Consider the following 15,799-nt stretch of genomic DNA (forward strand, 5'->3'; position numbering starts at 1 on the left):
TTGCGAAAAGATGAAGCTTAACCGTTTTCGCGCAGGATGTTTCCGGCAAGATAAAGGGAGCCGCAGATCAAGACACGCGCCTGTGGGTCTTTGTCCGTGATTGTCTTCAACGCTTCCGAAACACTTGCAGCGACTGAAGAAGGCAGGCCAACTTTGGAGGCAGCGGCGGCGGTTTCATCGGCGCTGAGCGTGGCCGCCTCTCCTGGTATGGAGATGGCGGTCAGGCTTGCAACCTGTCTGGACAGTGGCGCGAGATACCCAGTCACGTCTTTCGTGTTGAGCATACCGCAGATTAAATGCGTGGGGCGTTGCGGCATCTTTGCCAGCACATCGGCCAGCGCGATACCTGCGGCCGCGTTATGCCCTCCATCCAGCCACAGTTCGACCTGGGGGGCTTGCTCGGTCAGCGGACCGGTTTTGAGACGTTGCATACGCGCGGGCCAATCGGCATTGGACACGGCAGCCTCGTAGGCAGTGTCACCCATTGAAAGATGACGCAGAACCGCCAAGGCGGCACCGGCATTTTGGAACTGATGTGCACCCAGCAGGTTGGGGAGCGGCAGATCACGCAACCCGGTTTCGTCCTGATAGATCAAGCGCCCGTTTTCTTCATGAACGTGCCAATGCTGGCCATGTATAAGCAGCGGTGCGCCCAACCGGGCGGCTGTGTACTCGATCACCTCCAGTGCCTCGTCTTCCTGCGGGCCGACGATGCATGGCACACCGGGTTTGATAATTCCCGCCTTTTCGGCGGCAATCTTTCCCAAAGTGTCGCCCAGATACTGTTCATGATCGATTGAAACAGGCGTAATGACTGTCACCGCCGGTTCATCAATCACATTTGTTGCATCCAGCCGTCCGCCCAAACCGACCTCGAGCAGAGTGTAATCCGCTTTGCAGCGAGAGAAGGCCAGCAAGGCAGCGCAGGTTGTGATCTCGAAATACGTGATGTTTTCGCCGCCATTCGCCGCGTAGCACTCATCCAGAACCGCAGTCAGGTCGGGTTCTGAAATCAGTTCGCCCGCCAACCGGATACGTTCGTGAAATCGCGCCAGATGGGGCGAGGTGTAGGCATGAACGGAACGCCCTGCCCCTTCCAAGCCCGCCCGGATCATGGCCTGGGTCGAGCCTTTGCCATTGGTCCCGGCAATATGGATAACCGGTGGCAGCTTGAGCTGCGGATTGTCCAAGGCGGCCAGCAATCGCCAGACGCGATCCAAGGTCAAATCAATGATCTTGGGGTGTAGCGCCATCATCCGGTCGAGGATGGCGTCAGATGTCTTGGTGTTCATTTTTTCCCGGTCTCTTCGGCCTGCGCGACCTTGGCCGTTTCATCCGGTGTCGGTGCTGGCAGGTCACCTTTGATCGCCGGCGGTTGGTTCATCAGCATCCGGGTGATGGTGATCAGTTCGTCACGCATCTCGGTACGTTTGGTGACACGGTCCAGCATCCCGTGATCCAGCAGGTACTCGGCCCGCTGGAAGCCGTCGGGCAGCTTTTCGCGAATCGTCTGCTCGATAACTCGGGGACCGGCAAAGCAGATCAGCGCGTTCGGTTCAGAGATGTGGACATCGCCCAACATCGCATATGACGCCGTCACACCACCGGTGGTGGGATGGGTCAGCACAACGATATAGGGCAGATTTGCTTCTTTCAGCATTTCGACGGCCACGGTTGTGCGCGGCATTTGCATCAGGCTGAGAATGCCTTCCTGCATCCGCGCTCCACCCGCTGCCGAGAACAGGATCAGTGGGCGCTTTAGCTTAACCGCTTCTTGAGCGGCCGCGATGATCGCGTTGCCCACATACATGCCCATTGATCCGCCCATGAAGGAGAAATCCTGCGCTGCTGCAACGATTGGCGTGCGTCCGATTTCGCCTTTGGCAACCAGCATCGCCTCTTTTTCGCCGGTCTTTTTCTGCGCCGCTCGCATACGCTCGGGGTATTTCTTCTGGTCGCGGAAATGCAAGGGATCTTCTTTTGGCGCTGGCACTGCAACCTCAGTGAAAATACCGCCGTCGAACAGGTGATTGAACCGCTCGCGTGGGGTAATCGCCATGTGATGGTCACATTGGGTACAGACGTTCTGATTTTCCGCTAGTTCACGATGAAACAGCATCGTTCCGCACTCGTCACATTTCTGCCAGAGGTTTTCGGGCACTTCGCGGCGAGAGAAGATCGAGTTGATCCGGGGGCGGACGTAGTTTGTGATCCAGTTCATGTCGGAACCTTGGCTTGTGCGGTGTTGACGTCAAATAAGACGCCACGGAAAGAAATGCAATCAACGCCTGAGCGCAAGCCGCGCCGCCAGCCAGCATACGAACATCACCGCCAAATCCACCACCAGCCAGGGACGAAGCTGTTCAGCGTCAGATGCATCGAACGGAAGCGAGAAAAGCGCCAGCCCGCTCAGACTATCCGGCAGGGAAACGAACAATAGTGCGATGATGTTATTGAAGAAATGCAAGGCGATAGCAGGCCCCAATGTACCTGAGCGCGCTGTGAGATCGGATGCAAGCATCCCAAAAACAAATGCCCACAGCACAAACAGAATTGCATTTTCTCCTGCCAGTTCCGGCGTGTAATGGCCAGCCGCAAACAAAACAGACGGAACCCCCATCCAAACGACGGGCGACTGAAATCTGGCTGCAAGCGCTTGCTGAATGTACCCCCGAAACAGAACTTCTTCGGCGCTGGTCTGAATCAGGACAACCAACACAGAGACCGGAAGCAACAACAGCCAAGTTGAAAATGGCAGATTCTTTGACAGAGAATCCCCCAAACCGTAGGGCGGCAGCAAGACACCGACAGCGCCCAAGAAAAGCAGGGCTTTCAGCACTTTCAGAAATTGGGCTGCAAACAGACTACGCTGGCCAAAAATTGATCGCAAGGATCGGTGCTGAAGCTGACGTGCGGCAACCGCCACGCCAAGAATGATGAACCCGAAACTGGCCAGTAACAGTAGCAGCGCTATAGGTGTGTTGCCTCGCAAAAGTTCCTGTGCCCATTCCTCCGAACCCAACCCCGCGATCGCGGTGAAAAACACCAAGTTCGAAACGCTGACCAACACGGCGATCAATGCCAACCCCAGCAAAAGACGCCAGATTTCGGGTTTGGCGCGGGCTGTTTCGACCAGGCGCGCATGAGCTGAATACGCGCTAGGCATTCTTACCAATACCTTCCTGCGCCGTTTCATCCGTCACGGGTGGAAACATGTCTTCGGCGTTCTGGGCCACGCTGATTCTGTTCGAAAGCGTGGTCAGATACCCTGCAACTGTTTGAAGCAACTGCATAGCGACCGAAGCGTCACTTTCAACAACGGCACGCAGTTCTTCTGCGCCGATGCGCAAGAAGCTGCTATCTTCCGTCGCGACCAGATCCAGTTGCCTTGGTTCCCCGGTAATGATGGACAGGTCTCCGATGAGCCGACCGGGTTCTATGATCGAGATTGTGCGTTTCGTTCCATCCTCATTGGACCAATCCAGTTTGGCTTGTCCTGAAATGCACAAATAGGCCGCATCCGGCGCCTGACCGCGGGAAAAGATGACTTGTCCGGCGCTGGCTTCGTACCATTGCGCCGAAAACGCCAGCAGCCTCTGGTTTCTGCCATCCAGGCCTGAAAACAGCTTCGTTGCAGACAGAATCTCGAGTTTACGGCTCAGATCGTCCGAAGTTCTGTCCTCATGCGCTGGTCTGCTCCGCGAGACGCCGTCGATCCGTCCATCCTTGATTTCCACAAACAAGTCATAAGCTTCGGGATGCGCAAAATGATCCTCCATGAATATCATGATGGAATCGGGCAGCAGCTCTCTCAGTTTCAGGCGCGTGCGCAACCGACTTTCCGAGTCGTGGCTGGCCAGCGCCTTGTCCAGGATCAGGACGTCGGGGCGTTTGATGCCTGCGCGTGAAAAAGCGGCACGCTCCTGAAACACGGTTGGAAGGTTGTTGCCGCCCAACCCGGACGGCAGGTCATAGATAATGGCCGCTGCCCGACGGCGCAGACCGGCTTCGTTCATGGCCTCGGCAACGATGTCTTCGATATCTTCGGCATGGGCACCCGCCATCAACGATATCCGGCCGTAGATTGCGTTTTCCATCACGGTCAAGCGCGGCACATAGATGTCAGGCGCCACAGACATGAACAAACCGTCCATTGCACCGCGCAACCGCTCGGCCTGGGTCTTGCGGATAGCAAGGATTTTTTCCTTGTATTCCTCTGGGAAATCCGGGCCGATCTGTTCTGCTGTCAGAAGGAAAGGCACTGTCAGTAGCAAGGCACGCTCCTGATCGCTCAGCGCAGCATTCCCTTTGGCTTTGCGCCGGTCCTGAATATCGAGCAGCCGATGATACATGTCCTTGGACATGCCAAGCCGCAGAAACAGGGGATGGTCGGCCCCGTCCCGCCCAAATGTCTTGCCAAGAGTATCCATGACAGCATTCGATATGCTGATCGCGTCATCTGCCAAATCATGGGTGCTGAGCAATTGCACGAACCGCGCGTCTCCGGCCAGAATGTCTGGAGATATGTCACGCGACGGTGCCGCGAACAACAAGTTGCCCCCAAGCGGGACGGCCGGGTTGAACTGGTTTGGATCGAACCGATAGACATACCGGTCCAGTCCTTTTGCCTTCAGCCGTTCGGCGATGGATTCTCTCAGCCTGACTATTTCCTGTGCCAGTATCGGGTGTATCTCTGGATCAAACTGGGTGCGCAGAGTGCGCCGGAACATGAACTCGTCAATCCCCATGGCTTCCACCAGCTGGAACCACCAGTCACGTATTCCATCGATATCGTCCAGACCGGCCAGTCCCGGATCGATCCACTCATCTTCCAGCGAATCCGGTGGGTTACCCGCCCGAACAGACTCGATCTGACGACGGGACGGGGTTCTTATGGCATCTGCCTCGTGCTGCGGATGGGTGCGCAACGGCATCATCAGATTATCGCCCAAAGTTCCGTCAAACAGATAGGGGCGTGAATAGGCATACCCGATCCGGGCCGCGATAACTGATTGGTGCAATTCGTCCAGCTTGTGGCCAGCTATGACCACATCCCCCTGAACAGGTAGCACCTCGCGGGTCAGCAACTGGCCCAACGCATTACGTTCCGACGCATGGGCGGATTGAATCGCCACACGCGCGCCCCGCGGGATGGTCAGATCAATGTCTTCCAGAATGGTTTTGCCGTCGCCATCGCGAACGGTCACATTTCGCAATTCGATATCACCGGTCAGATGTGGGATGGTTTCCGGCTCTCCGATGAACAGCTCTTCGGGGATCATGTTGTCCGGGGCAAATCTTTCGGTGACCACCTCCCACCGCAGGGACATGTCCTGTACCTGGTTGTAGTAGGTCAGAAGGTCTTTCCAGGGCCCGCTTAGGTCCTTGTACGCGCCCAACGCGGCAACCAATGCACCTACTGTCACCTCGCCCGTGATCGCCAGGTATCCGCCCACCGAATAAAACAGGAACGGCGTCATCTGAGTGATCAGATTGTTCAGGAATTTCATAAAGAATTTCTTGTTGTAGATCTTGAACCGGATCTCGAACAAGGTCCCCAGCCTATGACTGAACTGCGCCAGACGATAGCGCCAGCCGCCATTCGTGCGCAGGTCGCTGATGCCCGCCGCACTTTCCCCGATTTCCGAGCTCAGACGCCTGACCTCCTGAATACGGTCCTTGTTCAGCAAGTTGATCTGGCGTTGCAACTTCGGGATCAACCAGGCCTGAAGCGGGATCAGCGCAATGCTTGCCAAACCGAACCAGATGCTTTGCATGAACAGAAACGTGACGATTGTCATCATCTGACCGAACTGAAACACCGGTTGCGCAATCGCATCCCCCATCAGGCCGCCCATCGGCTCGGCCTCGGATGTGATCATCGAGACCAGCTCTCCTTGGCTGGTGGTTGCAAAATAGGATTTCGGAAAGCGCATTGTGCGTTGAATCAACGTAAAGCGCAGTCGGCGCAGCATTCGTTCAGACAAGATGCCTTTCATCGTGTTGATGCGCATCTTCATCAACCCGCTGGCAATCACAGTAGCCAGAAATGCAAAGCACAATATCATCAGGTACTGAACCTGAGACACTGTGATGCCCCAGATTGTCACCGTGTCGCCCGGCGCACCGATGGCATCGTTGATGATTTGTTTAGGTAGCTCCAGCGACGCATATAGAAACGGGAAGGACAGGACCGTTAACAGCAACAGGACAAGTTGCTGCTTTTTTGAATGCTTCCAAATAAAAGAAAATAATGTGGGCTCCATAGCCTGGCCTTATCGATAGCTGAACTGAAGTATGGCTGTTCAGGGGTAACCCATTTTCAGGAAACAGACGGTAAGCATTGACCCGACGTATTGCAAGAATTGACGGGGTCAGGCTCCAAATCCGGCACCTATCTTTTTTATGCTTGGCCACCAACCAGAAAACGTAGCGCTCAAGTAGTGTTTTTGTGATTGCGGGTTTATTCCTACTCATTTCTTTGACTAAAGAAGGACATTATCGGACGAAGAGACCATGCGCAGGATTCTGGATCGCTATATTCATCGCAGGACGCTCGGCCGCTGGCGCCGGGCCGTGCGGCAGGCGCCAGATTCGGCGCAGGCCGAGTTGCGGGTGAAACGCGATCAGGCGCGCAGTCTGCGTGGACAACTGGATCGCCTGATCCAACTGGCGGATGCGCGCTTGCTCCGCCCGAAAATAGGATCAACTCAGTTTCACCGGCCTGTCGGCACCGACTGGAGCTGGCGACCCGACCTGTGGCGCGCGCCGTTGTTGCAATCCGGCATGGCCTCTGTTCCCCGTAAAACGGTCATGGACGATCAGGTCAGCTTATTTCACGACTGCCCATTGACCGAAATCGCTGTGCGGCAAATCCGCAACCGGGGGGCAAGTGATCTGGCCCCGTTCAGTCTGGAGGTCGAGGTTTTTGGCTTCGAGGGGTCGTTCCTGTCGGTATCTATCGATTTGCCGCGTGAGGTTGCCCGCGACCTGACACGCGAGCATCTGATCCGGTTGGAAACCCTGATTGACTGCGAGAAACCGTCTGGCGTGTTTGCACGTCTCAATGTTCAGCACGGGCCCAACATGGAGCAGGTTTTGCGGCAGCTAGACCCTTCTGACACCGTGAACGCAGTTGATTTCGACCTGGCTCACCTGCCTCTGAATGAACGTCGGATCGAAAAGATCTGGCTGGATCTTATTTTTGAGAAACCGCAGATGAACCGTATGAGTGTGCGAGACCTTGCGTTTTGCCGCTTCCATCGCGCGGACTTGTGAGACGATCAAAGATGACACAACCATCCCTGACTTTCATTCGGTTCGAAAACGGTATTTGGCACGGCCATGTTGAGGCCGAACGGCAACCAGAGTTGGAGGTTCGATATCTGGGCAAAGCTCTGGAGGGTGTTGAGCTTTCACCTACAGACAACGGATGGAATCTGTATGTTCCGGTACCCGTCACAGCCCTGTCCGAAGGCGTGCACAGCTTCGTCATAGTCGACGCAGGCAGTGTCGATAAACTTGGGAGTTTCTCCATAATAGCAGGAGAGCCCGCCGCCGATGATCTCAGGGCGGAAGTGGACCTTTTGCGCGCGGAGCTGGATATGCTGAAACGCGCTTTCCGAAGGGTAAGTCGCAGAGACGGCTGAAACGCTTGCGAAATCGGATCATCCATTCGGTTATGCGCACTCTGCGCGTCGCATTCGGATCGCGCTGCTGGATGACAAAAAAATCTTACGAGACAGAAAGAAATGGGCCGCGTTGTACGCGGCCCATTGGTTTGGTTATTGGGACGGCCCGTGTGGGGTGAACGCTGACAGGCCTTTGAGGATGTCTATGGCATATGCCAGTTGATAATCCTCTTTCCGTAGCTCAGCGGTTGCTTCAGCCCTTGCGCGATCTTCCTCGATCTGGCGGATTTCATCCTCGCTCAGGCTGTCATTGTTCAGACTGCCGCGCAGGTCAGCTTCGGACCGGGTACGCCCGTTGTTCTCTTCCTCTTCTTCCGCAGGTGCAGGGCGAGGTTGTTCAACAATGATGTCTGGGCTGACGCCAAGGGCCTGGATTGATCGTCCCGACGGAGTGTAATAGCGCGATGTGGTCAAGCGCATGGCGCCGTCACCACGCAGCGGCATGACCGTCTGTACGGATCCCTTGCCGAAGCTCTTGGTGCCCACAACGATAGCGCGGCGATGATCCTGCAATGCACCGGCCACAATCTCGGATGCCGAGGCCGAGCCGCCATTGATCAGCACCACAATTGGCTTGCCTTCAGCCAGATCCCCGGGGGTGGCGTTGAACCGCTCACCCTCATTCGGGTCGCGGCCGCGCGTGGAGACAATTTCACCTTCGTTCAGGAACGCGTCCGACACTTTGATCGCCTGAGTCAACAGGCCGCCTGGGTTGTTGCGCAGGTCCAGAACAAAACCGTTGACCTTGTCGATGCCACCCGCTTCAGCAATCTGTTCCTGCAATCCTTCCTGCAGGTTCGGGAAGGTCTGGTCGTTGAACGTGGTCACACGCAGAACGACACTGGTGCCTTCGGTCCGAGCGCGCACAGCGGTCAACTTGATTGTGTCACGGATAATAGTGACGTCGAACGGATCAGGTTCACCTTCACGTACGACGGTGATGATAATTTCGGATCCGACCGGGCCGCGCATCAGGTCAACAGCTTTGTCCAGCGTCAGGCCCAGAATGCTTTCACCGTCCACATGGGTAATGAAATCCCCGGCTTCGATTCCGGCTGCGTCGGCGGGGGTATCGTCAATGGGTGATACAACTTTGACAAAGCCTTCTTCCTGCGTGACTTCGATACCCAACCCACCAAACTCGCCCCGGGTCTGCACGCGCATCTGTTCGGCATCATCGGGGGAAAGATAACTCGAATGCGGATCAAGCGATGTCAACATGCCGTCAATCGCCGCCTCGATCAGTTCTTCGGGCTCAACCTCTTCGACATACTGGGCGCGGATACGTTCAAAAATGTCGCCGAACAAATCCAGCTGTTCATAGACGCTTGCCTTGTTCTCGGCCTCCTGCGCCAGCAGGGGTCCTGCGATCTGAGTTGTTGCAAGAATACCTGCCACAGTTCCAGCCAGACCGGCCACCACAAATTTCTTCATACGCGTTTATCCATCCTTGTCGGTCCGAAACCACGATTCCGGGTCCACGGGGCGATTGTCTTCTCTTACCTCTATATAGAGCGTTTCTGAGCGGTCAGTTCCAGTGCCATCACTGCTTGTTGACAAAATTGCGCCGATTCCCGGCATTTCACCGGGCATCAGACCAACTGGTGTGCCCTCTGGGATCACCTGACCGGTCTGGCCATAGACCTCCTGCAAACCGGAAAACACGAACAAAAGTCCCGATTGAGGTTCAAGTATTATCAGGTTTCCCAGATCCAGCAGCGGCCCGCGATAGCGAATTGTCGCAGCGGTAGGCGATGTGACCAAAGCGCGCGGGCGTGTCCCTACGATCAGGCCGGGGCGCGTGACACCGGCGGCGTCCGTTTCACCGGCCTTGTGCAGCAAGATACCCTGTACCGGCATTGATATCCGGCCTTTCCTGTCCAAGACGCTGGCATTGCTGTCGAGGATCTCTCCTTCCGAGATCTCGGACAGACCACTTGCAAAACCATCCAGTGTTTCAGTCGACGAGATCAGGATGGCCGTACGTACCGGGTCTTCTACGAAGCGGCGGGGCAAATCCGTGCGGTCGGCAATTGCCTCGCTCAGACGGGTACGGGCCGCCTGAACGCCCGTCAGACCCTCTGTCAAAGTTTCCGAGGCCTTTTGCTGCAAGACACGCAATGTCTGCACTTCATTTAGGTCCTGCGCCAGTTCCTGCGCGCTGGCATTCAGGCCGGGGGTGACCTCGGACAGCATAATACCCGCGCGAGCAGCCCCCAACGGGCCGGCGGGATGTAACATCAAAACGGGTGGTTCGGTCGTTTCAATGGTTTGCAGAACACCGAGCAATCGCCGGATTTCCTTTTCGCGCGCCCGCAACTCGGCACTCAGTTGCGCCTCACGGGTAGCCGCTTGGCGCAATCCCACCCGCATCGCACCCAGCCCGGCCTCATAGGCATGGATCGTCTCCGTAAGAGCATTGACCCGGTCCCGGGCACTTTCGGCTTCGGATAACGCGATGGACGCCTGCTCGAGCATCTGCGCTGCATCCAAAGCAGCCTTGGAAGCGTCTGGCTGGGCCAGCGCCGGCAAGGCCAAAAACAGACACACTGCCAGAGCAGCCGGTTTCATGACAGCAGGCTTTCCCCGGTCATTTCCGGGGGTTTAGGCAAACCCATCAGTTCAAGCAGGGTCGGGGCGAGATCGGACAAACGTCCTTGGCGCAATATAGAACCTTCTGGCCCGCCAACCAGCGCTACCGGAACAGGATTAAGCGTATGGGCCGTATGCGGGCCGCCGGTCACAGGATCAACCATGACTTCGCAATTACCATGATCGGCCGTGATAATCATCGCCCCCTTGACCTTTTCAAGAGCCGCAATGACTTGCGCCAACCCCTGATCGACGGCTTCACATGCTTTGATTGCGGCATTCAGATCACCTGTATGACCAACCATATCGGGGTTGGCATAATTTGTAACAATCAGGTCATACCCGCCTTCGATGGCTTCGATAAACTTCGCCGTAACCTCTGCGGATGACATTTCGGGCTGTAGATCGTAGGTCGCCACTTTCGGCGAGCTCGGCATAAAGCGGTCCTCACCTCGTTCGGGCGTCTCCTTACCGCCATTCAAAAAGAACGTAACATGCGGGTACTTCTCGGTTTCCGCCAGTCGGAACTGACGGAGCCCTTGCTTGGCGACCCATTCGCCCAGCGTATTTACAAGCGTGCGCTTTGGAAAAACCGTGGTCATGTAAGCATTATGCCCGTCAGAGTACTCGACCATGCCCAGCAGTGCTGAAAGCTTCGGGCGCGGTCCTGTCGCGAACTCGGAAAATCCGGGCTCTCCGATGGCGCGCAGGATTTCACGTGCACGGTCAGCGCGGAAGTTCAGGCAAAAGAAACCGTCGCCATCGTGAATACCGTCATATCCCGTCAATACGGTTGGTGTGACAAACTCGTCAGATTCGGACTGGTTATAGGCGTGATCAACCGCGCCATGGGCGCTGCTGGCCGTTCGGCCCTGCCCGTTGACCATTGCACCATATGCTTCACTGACACGCTCCCAGCGATTGTCGCGATCCATGGCAAAGTACCGCCCGCTCACGGTGACGATGCGTACGTTTTCGGGCAGGCGTTCTTCCAGCTCAGCGATGTAAGTCAGAGCTGACCTTGGCGCGACATCACGCCCGTCCGTCACTGCGTGCAGTGCAACCGGGACACCGGCATCCGTTATGGCAGTGGCTGCGGCAAGGATATGGTTCAGATGACCATGCACCCCACCATCCGAGATCAACCCCATCAGATGCGCAGTGCCGCCAGCGGACTTAACGCTGGTGATGAAAGCCTGCAGCGCTTCGTTTTCAAAGAATGTCCCGTCTTCAATGGAAAGGTCGATCTGGCCCAGATCCATGGCGACCACACGCCCTGCACCGATATTGGTGTGCCCGACCTCTGAGTTGCCCATCTGCCCGCTTGGTAGACCCACATCCGGGCCGTGGGTGATCAGGGTCGAATGCGGGCAATTAGACATGATCGCGTCAAAGGTCGGCGTGTTTGCCAGATAGGGTGCGTTGGCTTTAGTGTCCTCGGACAGACCCCAACCATCTAGAATGCACAGGACAACAGGTTTGGGGATGGCCATTGATGTACTCCGTTTGCTGCTCTTGGGTCACCTTCTATCCTTTGGACTTCGACGGGTGAACCACCTTCGTAATGATGAACAATTTTAACCGACGCAGCAGGGTTAGTCTTTTAAGTAGCTTTGGAAAGGGCGCGCCTTGCGATTGCGGTATCTGACCGTCAGGTCCAGCGGCGCATCGTTTTCATCATAGACGCCCAGAACAACACCCCTGCCCCGGCTTTTGGTGCGCATGTCGATCAATTGCTGCTCGGACCGGGTCGTGCGCTGGGACGCCCGCCGCGTCCAGGCGAACAGATACTCGTACAACTCGGCAATCACACCGGCATGTTCCGCGCTGTCACCCAGATCGTTCAACTCATCAGGGTCGTTCTCTAGGTCGAACAGGATTGGCCGGTACCCACCTTCACAATGGATCAGTTTCCATTTCTTGCTTGCGGCCATGAACATCACCGCATCGCGGACAGACACGTCCAAAACATTTGCGATTGGCGATGCCGAGTAGTCATATTCGCAGATCACCACATCGCGTTGCAACGCGTCCACCTCTCCATAAAGGATGGGCAGCAGTGAATGACCTTCCAGAATATGCGTCGCCACTTCTCCACCAGCCGCATCGACAAAGGTCGGCGCAAGGTCGATGGATTCCACAAGCGCATCGCTGACGGTACCGCGTGTTGCATCGGCCTCGGGCGACGGGTCATAGATGATCAACGGCACTCTGGTCGAGGCATCGTGAAAAAAGGTCTTTTCTCCCATCCAGTGATCGCCCAGAAAATCACCGTGGTCTGATGTCACCACGATCGTCGTGTTTTCCATCCGCCCGGTTCTCTCCAACCAATCCAACAGGCGGCCCATCTGATCATCGGCTTGCTTGATCAGCCCCATATAGGCCGGGATAACCGCCTCACGCACGTCCTGCCGCGAAAAGGTCTGGCCGATCTTTGTGTCCATGAAGGCTTTCAGCACGGGATGCGCATTCTGACGTTCCGCGTCGGATCGCACCACAGGCAGCACATGTTCCGGCCCATACATCGAGGCGTATGGTTCTGGTACAATGTACGGCCAATGCGGCTTGATAAAACTCAGATGACAGCACCACGGGCCATCATGCGTTTCCATGAACTCGATCCCGCGACCGGTCAGATAGGGTGTTTCACTGTCTTCCTCGGCAATATTCGCGGCTTCGGGTGAATTCTTCAGAAACCAGCCAGACAAAACGTTGCCATCCGCATCCAACCCGGAATTGGCAAAGTCATGCCAGGGGTTGTCACTCTCATACCCCTTGGCTTTCAGGAACTTGTTGTATTCCTTTGCCCCGTCGGGGTCGTAAAACCCATCCGGACCTTCGGGCAGCATACCGTCGTCCCGTTCGTACACGTCAAATCCGCATTCGGCGACGCGGGCCCCGATTAGGCTGTCGGGCTCCAAACCCAACCTCGCCATCCCTTCGGCGTCTGCACGCATATGGGTTTTGCCGACCAGCCAGCAATCCATCCCCGCCTTACGCAGGTGATCGCCCATCGTAATCTCGCCGACTTTCAAGGGAATTCCGTTCCACGACGCGCCGTGAGAATGCACATAGCGCCCTGTGTAGGTGGACATGCGGGAGCTGCCGCAGATCGGCGATTGGATATAGGCGCGGTTGAAGCGCACGCCTTTGGCAGCCAGACGATCGATATTTGGCGTATGCAGATGAGGATGACCGTAACAGCTCAGGTAATCCCAGCGCAGCTGGTCGAACATGATGAACAGGATGTTTTTTGCCTTAGCCAAGTTGACACCCTCCCCCAAAAGTCTCGAGGACTTAGTTAGCCAATTCTATCCGCAGAACGAAGCAAAACCTGTGTCAGGCCTGACGGTCTATTTGCTCCAGCATTTTTTGGGCGCGTTTGCATTGCAGCTTGTCGCGCAGTGGGCTGTCGGGGTCGACATCTTTTTGGCAGACAACGCATTTATCCGCGCCCGAGATCGCGTTTAGGCCACCGCAACTGCCTTTGATGGTCTTGCCCATCAGCATGACACCCAATGACATGCCCACCATGACGAGAGCGAGAAGAATGAAGGCCAGAATAAAGGTACTCATCTCAGCTCCAACAGTCAGTTCGATCCCAGCGCGTCTTTGAACGCCGTGCTATGGGCAGTGATATAGGCATCTTCGCCGCCTGTCACATCCCGCGAGATGAAATACACGGCAAGTTTATGTTTCTCCGCCAAAGCAAGACCTTTTTCCTGACCCAAGGCCAGCATGGCTGTTGCCCAGGCATCGGCCATCATCGCGTTTTCGGCCAGCACGGTGACCGAAGTGGTGCGGTGCGTGATCGGGCGGCCTGTTGTCGGATCGATGATATGCGAATAGCGCACACCATCTTTTTCAAAGAAGTTCCTGTAATCGCCCGAGCTGGCCATACCCCTGTCATCCAGAGAAACGATCAACTGGATAGTTTGCGAACCCGTTTCAGGTTTTTCGATGCCAATGAGCCACGCTTCGCCCTTGTCATTCTTACCCTTGGTCACAAGATCGCCGCCGATTTCAACCAGATAGTTTTCGATGCCAGCGGCCTGCAAGGTTTCCGCAACAGCGTCAATTCCATAACCTTTTGCAATCGCCGAAAGGTTAATGCCCACACTGGCGTTTGACTTGGCAAGCGTGCCAGCATCTGTATCGAGCTTCAGCAGGCGGCCCTGACCTACACCGCTCAGCGCGGTGTTGATATCGGCATCCGATGGCACCGGGTCCTCGGGTTTGCGTGGGCCAAAACCCCAAAGTTCGATCAAAGGGCCGAGGGTTACGTCGAAAATGCCACCGGATTTTGCGTGCACTTCGTTCGCCGCCGAAAGAACCAGCGCAAATTCGTCGGAAATAGGCATTGGATCTGTGCTGGACGACGCGGAAAAAACGGAAACCTCGGAGTTCGGATCCCAGTTGGACATCTTGGCATTCACGGCTGCCAGCTTTTCACTGACAGCAGAAGCCAGTGCGTCTTCGTCAAGGTCTTCGCCAATTGCGGTGATTTTGTAGGTCGTGCCCATTGTCTCACCAGACAGACGGACCACTTCGGGTTCCTTGTCAAAAAGACAGCCTGAAAGAAGGGTGAAAAAGGCCAGCACGGGTAAAAGACGCATTGGGCTATCTCCGGGACATTCTGTGCCCGGCATATGCCAGCGGTCCCAGCCAGAGTCAAATTGGCATTACAGTTTCAGCGGAAGGAAACCCAACAGCAAAAGACCAGTTCCGGCCGGAATACCGAACAGCCACGCGCGTTTCTGCCACCCGGGCTGTTGTTGCTTCCACGCCATGCGAAAGTTGTGACCGCACACAACAGCCGCAAAGAAGATCAGCGCGGCGACCGGGGGCGTAAGATAGAATTCATTCAAAAGACTAGGCTCCCTTTCCCGACCCACGGTTTATCAACTCTTGCAATTGGACCCTATACAGGTCGTTTAGCTGCGCTAAGGTGAAAGGGAAAGACTTTGCAAGAACCAAAAAGGAGATTGCCCATGGCTCCAACCTCTTACCAGTCGCCGTCGCGCGGTGACAAAGCCGACAAGACGACCTACAGCCAATCAGCGGATTCGAACCTGTCGCATTCGCAGACGACCGTAGCCAAGCTGCTTGATGGTAAAGGGGATGCGGTGTTTTCGGTGCGGCCTAATGATACCATCCATTCGGTGGTGAACACGCTCAAGGAAAAGCGGATTGGCGCAGTTCTGGTGACAGATCAGAACGGGGCATTGCAAGGGATTTTGTCGGAACGCGACATCGTGCGTCGCATGGCCGATACGCCCGGACAGACCCTGCCGCAGTCGGTCGAAGACCTGATGACAACGGAAGTAAAGGCCTGCACGCCCGAGGATACGCTGAATGACGTGCTGAAAACCATGACTGAAGGACGATTCCGCCATATGCCGGTCCTGCGGGATGGCAATTTGTGCGGTGTCATCACTATCGGAGATGTTGTGCATTTCCGCCTGAGGGAATTGGAGTATGAAGCGCTTCGTATGAAGCAGATGATCGTTGGCTAG

At 56.0% G+C, this 15,799-nt stretch carries 14 protein-coding genes; 3 read left to right on the forward strand and 11 right to left on the reverse strand.

The features are described 5' to 3' along the window. Positions 1–17: 17 nt before the first annotated feature. From ACR0AP_RS12370 to ACR0AP_RS12385, 4 genes are read right to left on the reverse strand one after another with little or no spacing between them, the layout of a single operon-like run. Entirely contained in the window at positions 18–1,292 is a 1,275-nt protein-coding gene (locus ACR0AP_RS12370; protein ID WP_480506975.1) for a bifunctional folylpolyglutamate synthase/dihydrofolate synthase, read from the reverse strand. Further along, entirely contained in the window at positions 1,289–2,221 is a 933-nt protein-coding gene (gene accD / locus ACR0AP_RS12375) for an acetyl-CoA carboxylase, carboxyltransferase subunit beta (protein ID WP_209597255.1), read from the reverse strand. The genes ACR0AP_RS12370 and accD overlap by 4 nt, the downstream gene beginning before the upstream one ends. A gap of 60 nt (positions 2,222–2,281) precedes the next feature. Next, positions 2,282–3,166 carry a CPBP family intramembrane glutamic endopeptidase gene (locus ACR0AP_RS12380; RefSeq protein WP_480506976.1) on the reverse strand — a complete coding sequence of 295 codons (885 nt, stop codon included), beginning with the start codon at positions 3,164–3,166 and terminating at the stop codon, positions 2,282–2,284. Further along, complete coding sequence (locus ACR0AP_RS12385) at positions 3,159–6,266, reverse strand: ABC transporter transmembrane domain-containing protein (RefSeq protein WP_480506977.1); 3,108 nt, start codon at positions 6,264–6,266, stop codon at positions 3,159–3,161. The genes ACR0AP_RS12380 and ACR0AP_RS12385 overlap by 8 nt, the downstream gene beginning before the upstream one ends. Positions 6,267–6,516: 250 nt before the next feature. On the opposite strand from ACR0AP_RS12385, the gene ACR0AP_RS12390 reads away from it, so the two are divergent. Together ACR0AP_RS12390 and ACR0AP_RS12395 are read left to right on the forward strand one after the other, a co-directional pair. Then, a complete protein-coding gene (locus ACR0AP_RS12390; protein ID WP_480506978.1) occupies positions 6,517–7,278 on the forward strand; it encodes a DUF6478 family protein in 762 nt (253 codons plus the stop codon). Positions 7,279–7,289: 11 nt separating this feature from the next. Further along, positions 7,290–7,649, forward strand: coding sequence for a hypothetical protein (locus tag ACR0AP_RS12395; RefSeq protein WP_480506979.1), 360 nt, complete (start codon positions 7,290–7,292; stop codon positions 7,647–7,649). A gap of 135 nt (positions 7,650–7,784) precedes the next feature. Here the strand turns inward: ACR0AP_RS12395 and ACR0AP_RS12400 are convergent, their stop codons facing one another. The 7 genes from ACR0AP_RS12400 to ACR0AP_RS12430 all read right to left on the reverse strand — a co-directional run bounded on the left by ACR0AP_RS12400 (position 7,785) and on the right by ACR0AP_RS12430 (position 15,151). Continuing rightward, on the reverse strand, positions 7,785–9,125 hold the full coding sequence (locus ACR0AP_RS12400) for a S41 family peptidase (protein WP_267367009.1): 1,341 nt from the start codon (positions 9,123–9,125) through the stop codon (positions 7,785–7,787). A gap of 6 nt (positions 9,126–9,131) precedes the next feature. Next, the gene (locus ACR0AP_RS12405) at positions 9,132–10,262 is read right to left on the reverse strand and encodes a murein hydrolase activator EnvC family protein (protein WP_480506980.1); all 1,131 of its coding nucleotides are present in this window, start codon (positions 10,260–10,262) and stop codon (positions 9,132–9,134) included. Continuing rightward, positions 10,259–11,776: a 2,3-bisphosphoglycerate-independent phosphoglycerate mutase gene (gpmI, locus tag ACR0AP_RS12410; RefSeq protein WP_480506981.1), complete on the reverse strand. Its 1,518-nt coding sequence runs from the start codon at positions 11,774–11,776 to the stop codon at positions 10,259–10,261. Before gpmI ends, ACR0AP_RS12405 begins: the two co-directional genes overlap by 4 nt. Before the next feature lie 102 nt (positions 11,777–11,878). Further along, the gene (locus tag ACR0AP_RS12415; protein ID WP_480506982.1) at positions 11,879–13,549 is read right to left on the reverse strand and encodes a sulfatase-like hydrolase/transferase; all 1,671 of its coding nucleotides are present in this window, start codon (positions 13,547–13,549) and stop codon (positions 11,879–11,881) included. A gap of 73 nt (positions 13,550–13,622) precedes the next feature. After that, positions 13,623–13,859, reverse strand: a complete 237-nt coding sequence (gene nqrM, locus ACR0AP_RS12420; protein WP_480506983.1) for a (Na+)-NQR maturation NqrM — start codon at positions 13,857–13,859, stop codon at positions 13,623–13,625. Between the two features lie 14 nt (positions 13,860–13,873). Then, entirely contained in the window at positions 13,874–14,899 is a 1,026-nt protein-coding gene (locus ACR0AP_RS12425; protein WP_209507130.1) for an FAD:protein FMN transferase, read from the reverse strand. A 66-nt stretch (positions 14,900–14,965) separates the two neighbouring features. Continuing rightward, positions 14,966–15,151, reverse strand: a complete 186-nt coding sequence (locus ACR0AP_RS12430) for a hypothetical protein (RefSeq protein ID WP_209507131.1) — start codon at positions 15,149–15,151, stop codon at positions 14,966–14,968. A 123-nt stretch (positions 15,152–15,274) separates the two neighbouring features. Between ACR0AP_RS12430 and ACR0AP_RS12435 the strand changes: the two genes are divergently transcribed. Continuing rightward, positions 15,275–15,799, forward strand: a complete 525-nt coding sequence (locus ACR0AP_RS12435; protein ID WP_480506984.1) for a CBS domain-containing protein — start codon at positions 15,275–15,277, stop codon at positions 15,797–15,799.

It is taken from the genome of Ruegeria sp. AF7, assembly GCF_056541885.1.